Source organism: Kitasatospora sp. NPDC034533, from assembly GCF_055575155.1.
The window spans coordinates 74,818-92,600 of record NZ_JBVITE010000003.1 but is presented as its reverse complement, the minus strand read 5'-3'; the positions used below and the strand labels follow the sequence as shown (position 1 = coordinate 92,600).

12 protein-coding genes are annotated in these 17,783 nt (G+C 73.8%); 6 read left to right on the top strand and 6 right to left on the bottom strand.

Features of this window, described 5'->3' with window-relative positions:
* Window positions 1–69: 69 nt before the first annotated feature.
* Window positions 70–927, bottom strand: a complete 858-nt coding sequence (locus tag ACZ55U_RS03445; protein WP_465521935.1) for a sterol desaturase family protein — start codon at window positions 925–927, stop codon at window positions 70–72.
* Between the two features lie 310 nt (window positions 928–1,237).
* On the bottom strand, window positions 1,238–2,665 hold the full coding sequence (locus ACZ55U_RS03440; RefSeq protein WP_465521933.1) for a helix-turn-helix domain-containing protein: 1,428 nt from the start codon (window positions 2,663–2,665) through the stop codon (window positions 1,238–1,240).
* A gap of 362 nt (window positions 2,666–3,027) precedes the next feature.
* Here ACZ55U_RS03440 and ACZ55U_RS03435 point away from each other — a divergent pair, with 362 nt between their 5' ends.
* Window positions 3,028–6,240: a M28 family peptidase gene (locus ACZ55U_RS03435; RefSeq protein WP_465521931.1), complete on the top strand. Its 3,213-nt coding sequence runs from the start codon at window positions 3,028–3,030 to the stop codon at window positions 6,238–6,240.
* 85 nt (window positions 6,241–6,325) lie between these two features.
* On the opposite strand, the gene ACZ55U_RS03430 is transcribed toward ACZ55U_RS03435, so the two are convergent.
* A complete protein-coding gene (locus tag ACZ55U_RS03430) occupies window positions 6,326–6,931 on the bottom strand; it encodes a hypothetical protein (protein WP_465521929.1) in 606 nt (201 codons plus the stop codon).
* 200 nt (window positions 6,932–7,131) lie between these two features.
* Here ACZ55U_RS03430 and ACZ55U_RS03425 point away from each other — a divergent pair, with 200 nt between their 5' ends.
* Both ACZ55U_RS03425 and ACZ55U_RS03420 read left to right on the top strand, forming a co-directional pair.
* Window positions 7,132–8,370, top strand: coding sequence for a cytochrome P450 (locus ACZ55U_RS03425; protein ID WP_465521927.1), 1,239 nt, complete (start codon window positions 7,132–7,134; stop codon window positions 8,368–8,370).
* A 223-nt stretch (window positions 8,371–8,593) separates the two neighbouring features.
* The gene (locus tag ACZ55U_RS03420) at window positions 8,594–10,396 is read left to right on the top strand and encodes a penicillin-binding transpeptidase domain-containing protein (protein WP_465521925.1); all 1,803 of its coding nucleotides are present in this window, start codon (window positions 8,594–8,596) and stop codon (window positions 10,394–10,396) included.
* A 69-nt stretch (window positions 10,397–10,465) separates the two neighbouring features.
* On the opposite strand, the gene ACZ55U_RS03415 is transcribed toward ACZ55U_RS03420, so the two are convergent.
* Both ACZ55U_RS03415 and ACZ55U_RS03410 read right to left on the bottom strand, forming a co-directional pair.
* On the bottom strand, window positions 10,466–11,740 hold the full coding sequence (locus ACZ55U_RS03415) for an RNA polymerase sigma factor (protein WP_465521923.1): 1,275 nt from the start codon (window positions 11,738–11,740) through the stop codon (window positions 10,466–10,468).
* Complete coding sequence (locus ACZ55U_RS03410; RefSeq protein ID WP_465521921.1) at window positions 11,737–12,108, bottom strand: YciI family protein; 372 nt, start codon at window positions 12,106–12,108, stop codon at window positions 11,737–11,739. Before ACZ55U_RS03410 ends, ACZ55U_RS03415 begins: the two co-directional genes overlap by 4 nt.
* 215 nt (window positions 12,109–12,323) lie before the next feature.
* Here ACZ55U_RS03410 and ACZ55U_RS03405 point away from each other — a divergent pair, with 215 nt between their 5' ends.
* The 3 genes from ACZ55U_RS03405 to ACZ55U_RS03395 all read left to right on the top strand — a co-directional run bounded on the left by ACZ55U_RS03405 (window position 12,324) and on the right by ACZ55U_RS03395 (window position 15,806).
* On the top strand, window positions 12,324–13,334 hold the full coding sequence (locus ACZ55U_RS03405) for a hypothetical protein (protein ID WP_465521919.1): 1,011 nt from the start codon (window positions 12,324–12,326) through the stop codon (window positions 13,332–13,334).
* Between the two features lie 130 nt (window positions 13,335–13,464).
* Window positions 13,465–14,385: a glycerophosphodiester phosphodiesterase gene (locus tag ACZ55U_RS03400; RefSeq protein WP_465521917.1), complete on the top strand. Its 921-nt coding sequence runs from the start codon at window positions 13,465–13,467 to the stop codon at window positions 14,383–14,385.
* On the top strand, window positions 14,382–15,806 hold the full coding sequence (locus tag ACZ55U_RS03395; RefSeq protein WP_465521915.1) for an MFS transporter: 1,425 nt from the start codon (window positions 14,382–14,384) through the stop codon (window positions 15,804–15,806). The genes ACZ55U_RS03400 and ACZ55U_RS03395 overlap by 4 nt, the downstream gene beginning before the upstream one ends.
* 172 nt (window positions 15,807–15,978) lie before the next feature.
* Here the strand turns inward: ACZ55U_RS03395 and ACZ55U_RS03390 are convergent, their stop codons facing one another.
* A complete protein-coding gene (locus ACZ55U_RS03390; protein ID WP_465521913.1) occupies window positions 15,979–17,712 on the bottom strand; it encodes a DUF8189 domain-containing protein in 1,734 nt (577 codons plus the stop codon).
* Window positions 17,713–17,783: the final 71 nt, after the last annotated feature.

The following is a 17,783-nucleotide window of genomic DNA, read 5'->3' as shown; positions in this document are numbered from 1 at the left end:
GATCCAATCCGAGGGTGATGGCGTGGCGCCGGGGGCACGGGCAGGTGGAGGGGCCTCGTGGGCCGGGGTTCAGACGGACTGTTCGGTCGTCTTCGGCCGGCGCCAGGGATGCAGAAGGGTGGCGCCGAGCTCTCCGGTGGCGGGGAACGCGGCCGGGTCGGTGAGGCCGACGGCCTTCGGCACTCTGCCCGGCCGCCAGGTGAAGCTCCCGAACACGTGATCCCAGAGCGAGAGGTCGGAGGCGTAGTGGCCGGCTTCGGCGAGGTCGGTGCTGTGGTGCAGGCGGTGGAGTTCCGGGCCCGCCAGGACGTGGCCGAGCGGGCCGATTCGGACGTCGATGTTGGCGTGGACGAAATACCCCTGAGCCAGGACGAATATTCCGACCACGAACACTGAATCCGGTGAGAATCCGATGAGTGCCAGCGACAGTTGGACCACGGACTGCGCGACGGCCACGTCCAGGAAGTGATTCACGCCGTTGTTCGCGACGTTCACCTTGTCCGGGACGTGGTGCACCCCGTGCAGCCGCCAGAGCCACCGGTTGCGGTGGGACCAGCGGTGCACGAGGTAGTCGCCGAGCGAGCCGATCACCAGCGCGAGCGGGGCCTCCACCGCGAACGGCAGCGCCGGGTGGGCCGTGCCGAGCAGTTCCACCAGCGTCGACACCAGCCCCTGGGCCAGTGCGCCGCCCACCATGCTCAGCACGAAGTAGACGCTGTACCAGCCGAGTTCGCGCCTGCTCGGGTGCCAGTCGGTCCGGTAGGGGATCACCCGCTCCAGGAACGCCAGGTATCCGAGCACGCTGATCAGGAAGAGCGGGGAGACCCGATCCGGCGCCCAGTGGAAGTGCAGGGTCGCGACGGCCGTGCACAGCACACCCAGCAGCAGCAGCGGATGAGCGAGCCGGCTGGCAATGGCTGACAGCACGCGCCCCCCGTTCTTCGCGAACCAACGACTGGAAACGTCAGAGACTCTAGCGGGACTCTCGCGCCGTGACAGTCATTCGACGTGTTAAATCCATGAATGACCCGATCGGCGGACTATACGCGCACGAAGTTGACGTCTGTACGGCGCGAAGGGGGCGCATTTTCGAGAACGAGCGGGAATTGACGGCGTGTGATGCCTGCTGTTGGACCTCTTGAGCGCCGCCGTGCGCCCCTTCTGCGCCGCTCTGCGCGGCTACCGATCCGGCCAACCCCCGCCAGCCTCGCCCCGGGCACCCGGTGACGGCCGCCGGTCAGGAGCGGGCCGGCTCCGCCAACCGGTGTGCGGCACGGGGCGCGTGCGCCGCGAGACGGTCGCGCAGACCGCGCAGCTCGTACTCGACGAGGGCGGGCAGGGCGGTGGCCCCGGTCGCCTCCAGGGCCGGGCCGAGCAGGTCGACGGCCGCCCCCGGGTCGTGCGCGCAGACGTGGCAGTCCGCCGCCCGGACGACGAAGAGCAGTCGGCTGGCGGGCAGTTGCTCCGGGCCGAGCAGGTCGAGCGCGGTCTCGGCCGCGCTCAGCGCCCGGCGGGCCAGCCGGGGGTCGTCGGTGGCCGCGGCCAGGTCGCGCAGCGCGGCGGCGGCCGCGGCCTCCACCCGCACCCGCATCGAGGCGATGGAGAGCCAGGGCACGTCCAGCTCGTCGTCCGCGCCGATGTGGTCCAGGTGCGCCCGGGCCAGACCGATCTGCCGGACGGTCGCCCGCACGTCCCCGGCCAGCGCGTGCGCCCGGGCCCGGCTGATCCGGCCCATCGCTCCGGCCCAGTGCCGGCCCGGGGCGACCCGGTCGATCTCGCGGGCGTAGCCGAGGGCGGCCACCGGGTCGCCGTCCAGCCGGGCCAGGATGCTCATGTCGCTGAGCGTGCCGACCTGGGTGGCCTGGTCCCCGGCCAGCCCGGCCCAGGTGAGCGCGCGGTCGTAGCAGGCCATCGCGGTGGCGTTGCGCCCGTCCTGCATCCGCAGTGCGCCGGCCGCGTGGGCGTGCTCGGCGGCCAGCCGGACCAGCGGGCCGCGCTGCGCGGTGGGGGCCGCGGCGAGGCGGGCGAGCACCGCGTTCAGGGTGCGCTCGACGGCGGCGGCCAGGCCCGGCCGGTCGCCGGTCTCGCCGGAGCGCAGGTGGGCGGCGAGCAGCCCGGTCAGGGCGTGCGTGGTGGCGGCGTCCAGCGGACGCGCCGCGGACGGCTCGTCGAGCGCCCCGGGGGCGCAGAACTCCGCGTGCAGTGCGGCGACCTCGGCGGGTCCGGGGACCGCGCAGCCCTCGGCGCCATGCAGCGGGCAGAGCAGGCCGTAGTCGGGCAGCCGCGGCGGCGCCGGGGCCGGGGCGGGCGCGCCGAGCGGCGCCGCGCCCGGCAGCGGGGGCTGGAGCAGCGCGGGCGACAGGGCGTCCAGGACGCACAGTTCGGCGTTCTCCGCGCGCAGACAGGCGGCGCTCAGCTCGCCGCCGGCCCCGAGCAGCTCGTCGATCCGGTCGGCGACCCGGGGGGTGACCCGGCGGGCGCCGTGCTCGATCTTGCTGACCGCGGTGTGGTCGTAGCCGATCCCGGCCCCGAGCTGGGCCTGGGTGAGGCCGGCCCGGCGCCGCCAGTGCCGCAGCCGGGCGCCGAACTCGCGCCAGGCGTCCCGCACCCGACCGGTCGGCGGTGCCGGAACCCCTGCCGCGGGGGTCACGCGGTTCCGCTGCACGGCTGCCTCCCGGGCGCGTCGTCCCCGGGCGGTCCGCAGGGCCCGCCGACGCGACGATTCCAGTGATTCGGACGACTCCGATGACGAGGACGGTACTCGATCGCCACCCACCCCGTACATGACGTGGTCTCAACCACTTGAGAAACGGCGCAGCTTGGCGCGAAGCCGGACCGGCGGTCTTGACGGAATTTGCCAACCCCGTGCCGCGCGCGCACCGGCCATTGACCCGAGCATGACGCCATGTGAGGGTTCGGGCACCCGAGCGCGGACGGCCCGCACGGCCGTCCCCCCGGATGCGGCCCTGCGGAGCGCCACCAGCCACGCCGTCCGCGGTCGAGGACCCCCACATGCGAGGAGCCTCGATGCAACGCAGAGTTTCCGCAGGTCGGTTGCTCACCACCGCGACCACCCTGACCGTGCTGGCCGGCATGATCGCCGCCACCGCCGGGCCGGCCACCGCCGCGCCCGCTCCCACCCCGGCGCCGCCGAGCGCCCTGGCCGCCGCCGTGAACGCCGCCGACGCCGCCGCCGCGGCCGGCCTGGACGCGCTGGCCAAGGGCCCGGACGAGACCTACGAACGCAAGGCCGTCACCCCCTGGGTCGGTGGCCTCTACTCCGTCGCGTACGAGCGCAGCTACCGCGGTCTGCCGGTGGTCGGCGGCGACGCGGTGGTGCTCGCCGACGGGCAGGGCAAGGTCCGCGGCCTCCAGTCGGCCGCCACCGGGCCGGTCGGCGGCTCGACGAAGCCGCAGATCAGCGCGGAGCAGGCGGAGAAGGCCGCGCGCGCCGAGCTGCCCGGCGCGGAGTCGGTGGAGTCCCACCGCCTGGTCGTCCGGGTCAAGGACGGCGGCGACGGCCGGCTCGCCTGGGAGACCGTGCTCACCGGGCACAACGGCAGCGCCCCGAGCCGGCTGCACGTCTTCGTGGACGCGGCCACCGGCGCGATGATCGACAGCTACGACGAGGTCCGCGCCGGCACCATCAACAGCGAGTGGAACGGCCCCGCCCCGGTCACCATCAGCACCACCGGCTCGGGCGGCTCGTACTCGCTGCGCGACCCCAACCGGCCGGGCCTGAGCTGTTCCGACTACAGCACCGGCCAGGTGTTCAGCAAGAGCTCCGACTCCTGGGGCACCGGCAGCGCCTCCAGCAAGGAGACCGGCTGCGGCGACGCGATGTTCGCGGCCCAGAAGGAATGGGACATGCTCCGCGACTGGCTCGGTCGCAACGGGCACAACGGCAACGGCGGCAGCTGGCCGGTCAAGGTCGGCCTCAACGACGTCAACGCGTACTGGGACGGCAGCACGATATCCATCGGCCACAGCCAGGCCAACAAGTGGATCGCCTCGATCGACGTGGTCGGCCACGAGTTCGGCCACGGCATCGACCAGTACACCCCCGGCGGCGCCAACAACGAGGCCGGCCTCGGCGAGGCCACCGGCGACATCATGGGCGCGCTCACCGAGGCCTACGCCAACGAGCCGGCGCCGTACGACAGCCCGGACTACACCGTCGGCGAGATGATCAACCTGGTCGGCAACGGCCCGATCCGCAACATGTACAACCCCTCGCTGGTGAGCAACAACCCCAACTGCTACTCGGCCTCCATCCCGAACACCGAGGAGCACGCGGCGGCCGGCCCGCTGAACCACTGGTTCTACCTGCTGGCCGAGGGCTCCAACCCGGGCGGCGGCAAGCCCACCAGCCCCACCTGCAACAACTCCTCCGTCACCGGCATCGGCATCAAGGACGCTGGCCGGGTCTTCTACGGCGGCATGCTGCTCAAGACCAGCGGCATGACCTACAAGCGCTACCGCACCGCCACCCTGACGGCGGCCAAGAACCTCGACCCGAGCTGCACCTTCTTCAACCGGGCCAAGGCGGCCTGGGACGCGATCAGCGTGCCGGCCCAGACCGGCGACCCGAGCTGCACGCCGTCCGGCACCAACGACTTCTCGCTGTCGCTCGGCCCGGCGTCCGGCTCCGTCCAGCCCGGCGCCTCCACCACGGCGACGGTGAACACCGCCGTCGTCTCGGGCACCGCGCAGACCGTCGGCCTGACCGCCTCGGGGCTGCCGTCGGGCGTCACCGCCACGTTCAACCCCTCGTCGGTGCAGGCCGGTTCCTCCGCCACCCTGACCCTCGCGGCCTCCTCGACGGCGGCCTCCGGGACGTACCAGATCACCGTGACCGGCACCGCCGGCGCCACCACCCACACCGCCCAGTACGGCCTGACGGTCGGCGGGGGCGGCGGCAACCCCAACGGGCCCGCGCCCGACATCGACGTCGCCAAGGTCCAGGCCCACCTGGCCCAGCTGAACACCATCGCCAACCAGAACGGCGGCAACCGCCGGGCGGGCGGCGCCGGGCACAGCCAGTCACTGGCGTACATCAAGGGCAAGCTCCAGGCGGCCGGCTACACCGTCACCGAGCAGACCTGCACCTCCTGCACCTACCAGTCCAACAACCTGATCGCCGACTGGCCCGGCGGCCCGTCCGACCAGGTCACCATGTTCGGCGCCCACCTGGACAGCGTCTCGGCCGGCCCCGGCATCAACGACAACGGCTCCGGCTCGGCCACCCTGCTGGAGAACGCGCTCGTGCTCGCCCAGCAGAACCCCAGCCTGACCCGGCACGTCCGGTTCGCCTGGTGGACCGGTGAGGAGCAGGGCCTCCAGGGCTCGCAGTCCTACGTGGGCCAGCTGAGCTCCGCCCAGCGCTCGGCGATCAAGGCGTACTACAACTTCGACATGATCGGCTCGCCCAACGCCGGCTACTTCATCAACAACATCTCCTCCTCGGCCTCCGCGCCGATGAAGGCCTACTGGGACTCGCTGAACCTCCAGCCGGAGGAGAACGTCGAGGGCCAGGGCCGCTCGGACGACTACTCCTTCCAGCAGGCCGGCATCCCGACCTCGGGCTACGCGGCCGGCGCCAGCGCCACCAAGTCCTCGGCGCAGGCGGCCAAGTGGGGCGGCCAGGCAGGCCGTTCCTACGACTCCTGCTACCACCAGTCCTGCGACACCACCGCCAACGTGGACGCGACGGTGCTCAACCGCAGCGCCGACGGCGTGGCCTACACCATCTGGAAGACCTCGGTCGGCGGCAGCACGCCCGCCAACGACTTCTCCCTCTCGGTGAACCCGGCCACCGCCACCGTCCAGCCCGGTGACACCGCCACCGCGACGGTCGCCACCACGACCACCTCCGGCTCGGCCCAGACGGTCAACCTGACCGCCTCGGGCGCCCCGGCCGGCGTGACGGTCTCCTTCAGCCCCTCCTCGGTGCAGTCCGGCGGCTCGGCGACGCTCACCGTCGCCACCTCCGCCTCGACGGCCACCGGCACCTACAACATCACCGTGACCGGGACCGGCTCGGCCACCCACAGCACCAGCTTCTCGCTGGTGGTGGGCAACGGCCCGACCAACCCCGGCGGCACCTGGACCGTCGGCACCACCTACCAGGCGGGCGACGTGGTGACCTACAACGGGGTCAGCTACCGCTGCCTCCAGAGCCACACCGCCCAGGTCGGCTGGGAACCGCCGATCGTCCCGGCGCTCTGGCGGCAGGTGTGACGGGCGCTCGCTGACGCCCGATGAGCAGCTGCGCCGCGGTCCGTCGAGGGGGACGGACCGCGGCGCAGCCGTGCTCAGGCGGCGCTCAGAGGGTGCTCTCGGGGCCGCCGGGGGTGGCGCCCCCGCCCGGGGTCGCGCCGCCGGTGGTGGGTCCGTCCGACGGGCTGGTGATCACCACCGAGCCGACCGCCTCGAACCGCTTGCTGGAGTCGTCGGCCGTCACCGTGAGGCAGATCTTCCGGGTCCGGCTCCCGGGCTTCGACGGCGGGAGCCGGAACTCGACCTGGTCGCTCTCGCCGTCCGTCACCTCGACCTCCTGCGAGGCGGGGGTGGCGTACGCCGATTCGCCGCAGTCGGCGACCTTGTCGATGGTGGCCTTGAAGTCGCTCTCCGCGGGGAAGGACAGGCTGATCCGGGCGGTGTCACCGGCGCCCTCCACGTTCGCCGAGGGCTCGCCGACGTTCCGGAAGCCACCCTGGCCGCCCTCGCCCTCGGCCCGCTGGTCGTCCGGCTGCACCGCCGCACCGCTCTGCCCGGCCTGGCCGTTCTGCCCGGTCGGGGTGGCGTCCGCCGGAGCGGAGCCGCCGCCACCGCCGCCGCAGGCCGCGAGGGCCGGGACGAGCAGGGCGGCCGCCAGCCATCGGGCCGCCCGTCGGGTCCTGCCGCCTCCGAAGTGCCTTGTCCCGGCCATGCGTTCTCCCATCCGCGCCGCGAGCGATGCCGCTCGGCCCCGCCGCACGGTACGCGTCCGGGTGCTTCCCGCCGGGCCGCCGCGCGGGACGGGCCGGGGCCACCACCCGTTCGGGGCAATCCGGGCGGGCCAGGCCTGACATAGAGTGCGGGGCGGACACGTAGCCGACGTACCGTCAGCGGACCGGAGGGAACCGACCCGTGAGCACCGAAACCCGCCCGGTCCCGGAGCTGGCCGCCGAGGTCGTCGAGCAGTGGCGCTCCGAGGAGGCCGAGCTCGTCGACCTGCTGGCCCGGGCACGGCGCGGCGTCGGCGGCGTCGCCGCCTTCCGGCTCGGCCCGACGCCGACCGTGCTGGTCACCGACCCGGCCGCCGTGCAGCACGTCCTGGGCCGCCACCCGGACCGGTACGTCAAGCGCTCGCACCGCGCCCGGATGCTGGTCGGGGACGGCGTGCTGTCCGCCACCGGAGAGCCCTGGAAGGGCCAACGGCGTCTGCTGCGATCGCAGTTCACCGGCACCGGGATGCGCCGCCACGAGCGGCGGATCGCCGCCGCGGCACGTCGGACCGCCGAGCGCTGGGAGGGCTACCGGCGCACCGGAGAGACCTTCGACGTGGCGGAGGAGATGCGCGGCTTCGCCCTGGACACCGTCTGGCGGGCGCTCACCGGGCTGCCGATGGACGACCGCACGGACCACGAACTCCGCTCGGTGGAACGGGTGGTGGCCGCCATGCCGACGCTTCCGAGCAACGCGGCGGACGCCCGGGACGCGGTCGCCGAGGACCTGGCCCGGATCGACGCGGTGGCCCGGGCGGCGATCGACGCGGCGCGCTCGGCCGGCCCGGCCGAGGAGCCCGGGGTGCTCCGGGTGCTGGTCGAGGCGGGCGAGCGGTTCCCGGAGTACACCGACCGGTTGATCCGGGACGAGCTGGTCACCCTCCTCGTCGCCGGGCACGAGACCACGGCCACCACCCTCACCTGGCTCTTCCTGCTGCTCGACCGCCACCCCGAGGCCCGGACGGCCGACCCGCAGGCGCTGGTCAGCGAGACCCTGCGGCTCTACCCGTCCGCCTGGCTGCTCCCCCGGCACGCCGTCGAGGACGACGTGATCGCCGGGCACCGGATCGCCGCCGGGACGGACGTCCTGGTCTGCCCGTACCTCACCCACCGCGACCCGGTGCTGTGGCCCGACCCCGAGCGCTTCGACCCCGCCCGCTTCGCCCCCGGCGGGGAGCGGCCCGGACAGCTCGGCGCCTACTTCCCGTTCGGCCTCGGCGCCCGCGCCTGCCTGGGCACCCAGTTCGCCCTGCGGGAGACCACGGCGCTGCTGGAGCTGCTGCTGCCGATGGGGCTGCCGGCGTTCCGGTCGCGCCCGACCGGGGCGGCGTACAGCATCACCGTGCGGCCGGACGGGCCGACACCGGCGGTGCTGGGCTGAGGCGGTCCGCGCCGGCGGTGGTCTCCGGGGTGGAAAGTCGCCTGCAACCTTCCCGGCCCGAGGCGCATCAGTGACGTGGGCCGGTCCCGTAGTCGACCGATCACCCGGATCGGCATAGGCTGATCCGCGCTCGAACCGCCGTTCCCTCCGGTCATCGGGCCCGGCCCGGCGCACCGGAGGGGCACGTCGGCAGCACACGGAAGATCACAGGGGGGATGGAAGCGTGTTCAAGGAGCACCCGGACGGCCGGAACGACGGCTACGACGACCGGCACGACGGCCACGAGGGGTTCGACCGGCTCGCCGACGACGACGCCGAGCCCGGCCGGTACGGCCCGTACCAGGAGGAGGACGACGGCGACGGGGCCCGGCGCCGCTCGACCACCCGCCGGATCGTCATGGTGACGGCGGGCGGGGTGTTCGCCGCGCTGCTGGCGGTCGGCGGCTACGGCGTCTACAACGTGGTGAGCGCCGTGTCGGACGGCGGTTCCACCACCGCCGGCGGCCAACAGGCCGCCGGCACGCCGGCGAAGGCCACCGAGACGGCCCCGCCGACCGCGGAGCAGGCCGAGGCGGCGGCCAAGGAGTTCCTGGCGGCCTGGGGCCGCGGCGACCTCGCCGCCGCCGGCGCGCTCACCGACAAGCCGGAGAGCGCCCGGGCCGCGCTGACGGCGTTCCACGACCAGGTGGGGCCCCGCTCGCTCACCCTGACCGGGACGGGCCGCGCTCCGGGCGACGGCCCGAACGAGCCGGCCCTCGGCTTCCGGGTGAGGGCGGAGTTCGAGGGCATCCCGGACGCCTGGGAGTACGACGGCGTGCTGGGCTTCGCCCGCTCCGGGGACGGGCGGCCGGTGGTGCGCTGGAAGCCGTCGGTGATCCACCCCCAGCTCGCCCCGGGCAAGACCATCGCGGTGAAGGCGCTGCCCAACCCCGTGTCCAAGCCCACCGACCGCGGCGGCCGGCCGCTGGACGCCTTCCCGTCGCTGCGCGGCGTCCTGCCCCAGATCACCCCGCCGGACGGCTCCGCCGCCGCCCCCGGCCGGGCCGTGGTGCTCACCGGCCCGAGCGGCACCGGCACCGAGCCGGAGCAGCTGTTCGTCCTGACCCCGGCGAGCGCCCCGCAGGTCAGGCTCACCCTGGACGCCGACCTCCAGCAGGCGGCCGAGGACGCCGTCAAGCAGCAGTCGGCGAACGGCAATCCGGCCTCGCTGGTCGCCATCCAGCCGAGCACCGGCCACATCCTGGCGATGGCGTACTCCCAGGGCGGGTTCAACCGGGCGGTCGCGGGCGGCCAGGCGCCCGGCTCGACGATGAAGGTGATCACCTCGGCCGCGCTGCTGGAGGCCGGGGTGAGCCCGGACACCGCGGTGCCGTGCAAGGCCACCACCTACTCCCCGCGCGCCTGGCACAACGACGAGCCCGGCGACTTCCCGTCCTACACGCTCGCCGACGACTTCTCCCACTCCTGCAACACCGGCTTCATCGACAAGGGCCTGGAGAAGCTCCAGCCCGGCACCCTCGGCAAGGTGGCCCGCGACCAGTTCGGGCTCGGTCTGGAGTGGCACATCGGCATCCCCAGCCGGGACGCCACCATCCCGACGCCCGGGAACAAGGACGAGGCCGCGGCCCAGTACATCGGCCAGGGCCAGATCCAGGTCAACTCGCTGCTGATGGCCTCCGTCGCCGCCACCGTGCAGAACGGCACGTTCCACCAGCCCGTGCTGCGCGACGACGCCAAGCGCGTGACGGCGCCCGCCAAGCTCCCCGCCGACGTCGCCCGGGACCTGCGCGCCATGATGGCCAAGACCGCCACCCAGGGCACCGCGCGCACCCCGATGGCCGGCCTGTCCGGCCAGATCGGCGCCAAGACCGGCACCGTCGAGGCGGGTGGGCAGGCCACCAACAGCTGGTTCATCGCCTACCGGGGCGACCTCGCTGTCGCCGCCGAGGTCGAGGGCGGCGGCCACGGCTTCAGCGCGGCGGGCGTGGCCGCGGCCCAGGTGCTGAAGGCGGGTGGCAAGGGCTGAGACCCGCCGCCGGGACCGCCGTGGCCACTGGGACCGCTGGGGCCGCTGAGCCGCTCCCGCCGGAGCGGCTCAGCCGGTCGTCGGCCGTACCCGGGCCGCCCGCGCCTCCAGGTAGCGGCGCTCCGCGAGGCTCGCGGTGGCCCGGGCGGCGCGCCGGTAGTGGTCGTACGCCCCGTTCGTGTCCCCGGTGCGCTCCAGCAGGTGCGCCCGGACGGACACCAGCCGGTGGTGCCCGGCCAACCGGGGGTCGGCGTCCAGGGTGGCCAGGAGGGCCAGGCCGGCCTCCGGGCCCTCGACCTCGGCCAGGGCGATCGCCCGGTTGAGGGTGACCACCGGGTTGGGCGCGATCCGCTCCAGGACCAGGTACAGGCCGTGCACCTGCCGCCAGTCGGTGGCCTCCGCGGTGGCCGCGTCGGCGTGGGTGGCGGCGATCGCGGCCTGGAGCCGGTACGGGCCGAGCTCCGGTCCGGCCAGCGCCTCCTTGACCAGCGCCGTTCCCTCCGCGATCAGCGCGCGGTCCCACAGCGCGCGGTCCTGCTCGGCCAGCGGGACGAGGTCGCCGGAGGCCGTGGTGCGGGCGGCCCGGCGGGCGTCGGTCAGCAGCATCAGGGCGAGCAGCCCGGCGACCTCACCGTCCCCGGGCAGCCGCGCGCGCACCATCCGGGTCAGCCGGATCGCCTCCCGCCGCAGGTCGAGGCGGTGCACACGGTCGCCCGAGGAGGCTGTGTAGCCCTCGTTGAAGATCAGGTAGAGCACGTGCAGGACGACCCGCAGCCGTTCCTCGAACTCACCCGCCGGGAGCTCCGGCAGGGCGCCCTCGGGCCCGGCCCCGTCGGGCCAGGCACCCTCGGGCAACGCGAACGAGCCGCCGGCGGCCCGGATCCGCTGCTTCGCCCGGCTGATCCGGGCCGCCATCGTCGCCTCCGGCACCAGGAACGCGCGGGCGATCTCGGCCGTGGTCAGCCCGCCGACCGCCCGCAGCGTCAGGGCCGTCCGGGAGGCGGCGGTCAGCGCCGGGTGGCAGCACAGGAAGAGCAGCAGGAGCGTGTCGTCGGTGTCCGGCACCTCCGGCGGCACCACCTCGGCGACCGCCGTCGCCCACTCCCGCTCGCGCCGGGCGCGGTCGCCGCGCAGCTGGTCGATCAGCCGCCGCGAGGCCACCGTCACCAGCCAGCCGCGCGGGTTGTCCGGCACCCCCTCGGACGGCCACTGCACGGCGGCGGCGAGCACCGCCTCCTGCACCGCGTCCTCGCAGCCCTCGAAGCGGCCGTACCGTCGTACCAACGTGCCGAGGACCTGCGGCGCGAGCCCGCGCAGCAGGTCCTCGAAGTCCGGTGCTGTCATGCCTCCAAGTGTCCGTCGCAGAACATCACCTGGCGCACCTCGACGCCCAGCCCCTCGATCCCGGTGTCCGGGATGCGGGTGGCCACCTCGATGGCGCGCTCCCGGTCCTCACAGTCGATCAGGTAGAAGCCGCCCAGGAACTCCTTGGACTCCAGGAACGGCCCGTCGGTCACCACCGGCTGGCCGTTGCGGACGGTCACCACGGCGGCCTGCGAGGGGTCGACCAGCGCCTGGGTGTAGATGAACTCGCCGGACTCCTTCAGCTCCTCCATGAACCGGACGTGTCCGGCACCGAGCGCCGCCTTCTCCTCCTCGGTCAACGCGTCCAGCACGGCCGGGTTGATGTGCAGACTGATCAGGAACTTCATCGCGTCCTCCTCGGGTGCGGCGCGGGCCCGGCAGGGACCGCCTTCGACCGGTGGTCGGAGCGGCCACCGCCGTCTTGACGTCCTCCGCCGAAGAATCTCGCACGGATCTCCCACCCCCGGCGCACCGGACCGCGCCCCGTCGCCGCAGCAGTTCGGTGATCTCCTCCTCGGCCCCGGATCAGGAGAGCCGCCGGCCACTGCCTAAGGTCGGCCCCATGCCGAGAACCACGCCGCCGCGCCCGCTCGATGTCGAGGCGCTGTTCCCCGAGTTGGCGCAGCACCGGGGCACCACCACCAGGCTCCATCCGCGCCCGGGGCGGCCGGACGCCACGGCCAGTTCCGTCGGCGGGCCGCTGCTGTGGCCCGCCGACGAGCCCTGGCCGGTCTGCACCGACCCCCACCCGCACGCCCGCGGCCGGCGGCCGGCGGACATCCACCGCCGGCGGGCGCTCCTGGACACCGCCTGGAACCGCGAGCAGGACCCGGGCCCGACGGACGAGGAGCGGCGGCTGCTCAAGGAGCTCGATCGCCGCCACCGCGTCGAGGGGCCGGCCGCGGAGGGTCCGTTGCCGCTGATCGGCCTCGCGCAGTTCTACCGGCGGGACGTCCCTGACCTCCCCGATGGGCCGGACGACTGCGACCTGCTCCAGGTGTTCTGGTGCCCCTTCGACGCCCACGGCCCGGGCCGCACCGAGATGCTGCTCGATCTGCGCTGGCGCCGGTCGTGGGAGGTCACCGAGGTCCTGGCCGCGCCCCCGGCGCCGGAGGTGGTCGGTTTCGACGGGTACGTGCCCGAGCCGTGCGTGCTGCACCCCGAGCAGGTGACCACCTACCAGTTCGGCGCCCTCCTCCCGGAGGAACTGGACGCCCGCATCCGCGACTGGGAGAAGGCGGCCCGGGTAGGCGGCGACGACCTTCCCCGTTACCAGTACGACCTGTCCATCCCTCTGGGCTGGCGCATCGGCGGCTTCGCCTCCTGGCACAGCACCGACCCCGGTCCGATGGACTGCCCCGACTGCGCGACGCCGATGCGGCTGCTGCTGACCGTCGACAGCTCGGAGTGGGACGGCGGCAGCGGCAGCTGGCGTCCGCTGGAGGACGAGGCGTCGGCGGACCGTCACGGCGCCGGGACCCCGACGGAGGTCACCGTCGGCAGCTGGGGCTCGCTCAACGTCTTCGCCTGCCCCGCCGACCCTCGCCACCCGCACGGCCTGAGCATCCAGTAGCCGGCACCCGCCCGTCGACTGACCAGCGTTACGAATTGACAAGATGCGTCATACTGTAACGCGCTGTCGCCCGACGGCCTCGGCCCCGCCGGACCCGTCGGGCCCCTCCCCCAGCGGCTCGGAGCACGCCATGCACCCCTTCCTCGACCACCCCGGACCGCTCGCCTTCGCCCACCGGGGCGGCGACCTCGGACACCCGGAGAACTCGCTCGCCGCCTTCGAGGCCGCCGTCGCGCTCGGGTACCGCTACCTGGAGACGGACGTGCACGCGACCGCCGACGGCGTGCTGGTGGCCTTCCACGACACGCACCTCGACCGGGTCACCGACCGCACCGGGGCGGTGGCGGAGCTGCCCTGGGAGGTCGTCAGGAAGGCCCGGATCGGCGGGAGCGAGCCGGTGCCGCTGCTGGAGGACCTGCTCGGCGCGTTCCCCGGGGCCCGTTTCAACATCGACGTCAAGGCGGCGCCCGCCGTCCGCCCGCTGGTCGAGGCGGTCCGCAGGACCGGCGCCTGGGACCGGGTCTGCGTCGGCGGCTTCTCCGACTCCCGGCTCGCCGCCGTCCGCGCCGCCGCCGGGCCCCGGTTGGCCACCTCGCTGGGGCCGCGCGAGGTGGCCCAGCTGCGGCTGCGTTCGCTTGCCGAATCGTTTCTGCCCTTCCTTCCCTTTCCGCCGTGTCCGCCCACGTCCACGTCCACGTCCACGTCCACGCCCACGCCCACTCATTCACCGTCCGTTCAGCCCTCGTTCGGCAAGCGGTCGCCCGACCAGTCGCCCCCCGGGCTACCGTTCGCCGGGCTGTGCGCGCAGGTGCCGGAGCGGCACCGGGGCGTCCGGGTCGTCGACCGGGCCTTCGTGCGCACCGCCCACCGGCTCGGCCTCCAGGTGCACGTCTGGACTGTGGACGATCCCACACGGATCAGGGCTCTCCTGGACCTGGGTGTGGATGGCATCATGGCCGATCGCATCGACGTCCTGCGGGACGTCCTCGGCGAGCGCGGCTGCTGGAGCGACGGCAGCACCGGCTCCAGCACGGCAATGGGGACTCCATGAGCACCACGAACCCGGCGACCCACCCGCCGGCCGATCCACCGACCGGCCCGGCGGGCGCCGCCACCGACAACGCCCGTGCCCTGCGCCGGATGCAGTTCGGCTGGTACGTCAACGACTGGGCCAACGCCGCCTTCTCGGCCACCGTCCTGACGGTGTTCCTGGGCCCGTACCTGACCACCGTCGCCAAGGACGCCGCCGACGCGGCCGGCAATGTTCACCCGCTCGGACTGTCGATCCGCGCAGGATCGTTCTTCCCGTACACGGTCTCCTTCTCCGTGCTGCTCTCGGTCGCGGTGATGCTGCTGACCGGCACCCTCGCCGACCGCACCGGACGGCACAAGGAGCTGATGTGCGGCTTCGCGTACGTCGGCGCGCTCGCGACGATGGGGATGTTCTTCCTCAGCGGTGACCGCTACCTGCTCGGCGGCGCGCTGCTGGTGGTCGCCAACATCTCGTACGCGGTCTCGGTCGCGCTCTCCTACGCCTACCTGCCCGGCCTGGCCGCCCCGGACGAGCGGGACAAGGTCTCCTCCAAGGGCTGGGCCTACGGGTACGCGGGTGGCGGACTGCTGCTGATCGCCAACCTGGCGCTGTTCCAGGGCCACGACGCGTTCGGCCTGGACTCCGGCACCGCCGTGCGGATCTGCCTGGCCTCGGCCGGCCTGTGGTGGGCGCTGTTCACCGTCGTCCCGCTGCTGCGGCTGCCCTCCCGGGCCGGCGTCGCCCCCGCCCCCGGCCCCGGCACCGTGACAGCCGTCTCCGGGGACGGCCGGCCCGCCGCCGGCAGCCTGCGCGAACTCGCCCGCACCCTGCGCGGCATGCGCGAACACCCGCTCACCCTGCTCTACCTCGCCGCCTTCCTCTGCTACAACGACGGCATCCAGACCGTCGTCTCCCAGGCCTCGCTCTACGGCAGCGAGGAACTCGGCATGGAGCAGACCTCGCTGGTCACCGCCGTCCTCCTGGTCCAGATCGTGGCGATCGGCGGCGCCCTGCTGCTCGGCCGGATCGCCCACCGCCACGGCGCCAAGCGGACCATCCTCGGCTCGCTCGTCGGCTGGGTGGTCACCCTCGCCCTCGGCTACTTCATGCCCGCCCACCAGCCGATCTGGTTCTACGCCCTGGCCTGCATGATCGGCCTGGTGCTCGGCGGCAGCCAGGCGCTCTCCCGCTCGCTCTTCTCCCACCTCATCCCGCCCGGCCGGGAGGCCGAGTACTTCAGCTTCTACAAGGTCAGCGACCGCGGCACCAGCTGGATGGGCCCGCTGGTCTTCGGCCTCGCCTACCAGCTCACCGGCAGCTACCGCTCGGCGATCATCTCGCTGCTGGTCTTCTTCGTCATCGGCTTCGTGGTCCTGCTGAAGGTCCCGGTGCGCCGCGCCATCGAGGCCGTCGGCAACCCGGTGCCCGAGCGGCACTGACGTCACGTCAATCCGGCGTCCTCCACCGGCCTTTCGCCGATGCTCGCGGTGGACTTCCACGTCGGCGCACCGGGAATCGAGAGTGACAATCGACGGCACCCCCCGCGGTTGCGAGGGGTGCCGATGGGTGGGGAACCGGACGGTCGTACGACGACGGTCCTTGCCGCGCCGATCAGGGGGCGGACGGGCCACCGTGGTAGCGGACCCAGCCCGGTCCCTGCGGGTCGGCGGACCACAGGGTGTTGTTGGCGTCCCGCACGAAGGTGACCAGGTGCCCGGTGGCCGGGTCGAGGACGGTCTGCGGGACGGTGTCCGCGGCCAGCGCGGTGCCGGCCGGGGTGAGGGTGAACTCGGTCCACTTCCCGGTGGAGAAGTCGAGCGAGTTCAGCCGGTTGTTCGGGCCGTTGACGTACACCATGGTCCGCTTGCCCGCCTGGTCGGCGATCGCGACCGGGTCGGTGGCGGCCATCCCGCCCCAGTCGCGCCAGCCCGGGCCGAACGGGTCCACGGACCACAGGTGGTTGGCGGCGTCCCGGACGAAGGTGGTGAAGTGCCCGGTGGCCGGGTCGACCACGGTCGAGGGGACGGCGTCGGGAGCCATCGCCGGCGGGACGAACTCGACCCGGCCGGCACCGCGCCGGTCGATCGAGTTCAGCCGGTTGTTCGGCCCGTTGACGTACACCACGATGTGGCCGTCGTTCGGGTTGATCACCGGCACCGGGTCGGTGGCGGCCAGCGGGCCGAGGTCGTACCAGCCCTCGCCCTGCGGGTCGACCGACCACAGATGGTGAGCGGTGTCCCGGACGAAGGTCACCAGGTGCCCGTTGGCCGGGTCCACGACCGTGCGCGGCACGGCATCCGGGGCCAGCGCGGTGCCGGCCGGGGTGAGGACGAACGCGGTCCACTTGCCGGTGGTGCGGTCGTAGGACCAGAGCTTGTTGTCCGGCCCGTTGACGTACACCATCACGTGGTTGTCGGCCGGGTTGACGATCGCGGTGGGGCGGGTGGCGGCGTAGCCGCCCAGGTCGGTCCAGCCCTCGTTCCGCGGGTCGACGGACCACAGGTGGTTCTTGCTGTCCTGGACGAAGGTCACCGGATGCCCGGTGACGGGGTCCACGACGGTGAACGGCGCGGCCTTCACCACCGTCCCCGAGGGCGTGGAGTGCCGGACGTTGGTGATCCACACGCCGAGGTCGTCGACCCGGGTCGCGTACGCGCCGGTGCGGGTCTCGGTGGCGGGGGTGCCCAGGCAACCGCCCTGCCAGGAGCGGGAGGCGACGGCCACCAACTCGGCCTTGCCGTTGACCTCCCGGACCGCCGGGGCGCCGGTGTCACCCTTGCAGACCGCCGCGCCACCGGTGCCCGTGATGCCGACGCCGGTCGCGCTCACCGTGTCGAGCGAGAACGCGCCCAGGTGCGGCTTGCCCGGCACCCACTCGTCCTTGGTCCGGCCGAACCCGGGCACCTGAAGCGCCTGCCCCGCGGCCGGGGCCGCGGTGCCGACCGCCAGCGGGGCGACGCCCTCGACGGGCGCGGCGAGGCGGGCCATCACCAGGTCGCGGTCCTGACGCGGTACCAACTCGACCACCTGGGCCGACTTGGCACCGACGGTGGCGGTGGTCTTCCACTTCGGGGCCCCGGCGGCCAGCGCCTGCGGCTGCGCCGGGTCGTCGGCGAAGCACGACGCGGCGCTGATCACCCAGTACTGGTCGATCAGCGCACCGGTGCAGCCGCGCAGGCTGTCGCCGACGACGATCCGCGCGGTGGTGGCGTACGTGCCGTCGGCGGCCGCGTCCCCGGACACGGCGCCGGCCGGGGCGAAGGTGGTCAGCGTGCCGGCGGCCGCGGCGGCGACCGCTGCCAGCACACCGGCCTGCCTGGAACGGGACTGGGACTTGCGGGACATGGGTTCTCTTTCGGAGAAGCCCGTGGGGGCGGCCGGGTTCGCACCGACCGCCCCCGCGGGGGACGGACACG

What these genes read in the sequence shown, in the direction of transcription:
- ACZ55U_RS03435 (WP_465521931.1), top strand. Translation starts at nt 3,028, where the DNA reads ATGCAACGCAGAGTTTCCGCAGGTCGGTTGCTCACCACCGCGACCACC.
- ACZ55U_RS03430 (WP_465521929.1), bottom strand. Translation starts at nt 6,931, where the DNA reads ATGGCCGGGACAAGGCACTTCGGAGGCGGCAGGACCCGACGGGCGGCC.
- ACZ55U_RS03415 (WP_465521923.1), bottom strand. Translation starts at nt 11,740, where the DNA reads ATGACAGCACCGGACTTCGAGGACCTGCTGCGCGGGCTCGCGCCGCAG.
- ACZ55U_RS03410 (WP_465521921.1), bottom strand. Translation starts at nt 12,108, where the DNA reads ATGAAGTTCCTGATCAGTCTGCACATCAACCCGGCCGTGCTGGACGCG.
- ACZ55U_RS03405 (WP_465521919.1), top strand. Translation starts at nt 12,324, where the DNA reads ATGCCGAGAACCACGCCGCCGCGCCCGCTCGATGTCGAGGCGCTGTTC.
- ACZ55U_RS03400 (WP_465521917.1), top strand. Translation starts at nt 13,465, where the DNA reads ATGCACCCCTTCCTCGACCACCCCGGACCGCTCGCCTTCGCCCACCGG.
- ACZ55U_RS03395 (WP_465521915.1), top strand. Translation starts at nt 14,382, where the DNA reads ATGAGCACCACGAACCCGGCGACCCACCCGCCGGCCGATCCACCGACC.
- ACZ55U_RS03390 (WP_465521913.1), bottom strand. Translation starts at nt 17,712, where the DNA reads ATGTCCCGCAAGTCCCAGTCCCGTTCCAGGCAGGCCGGTGTGCTGGCA.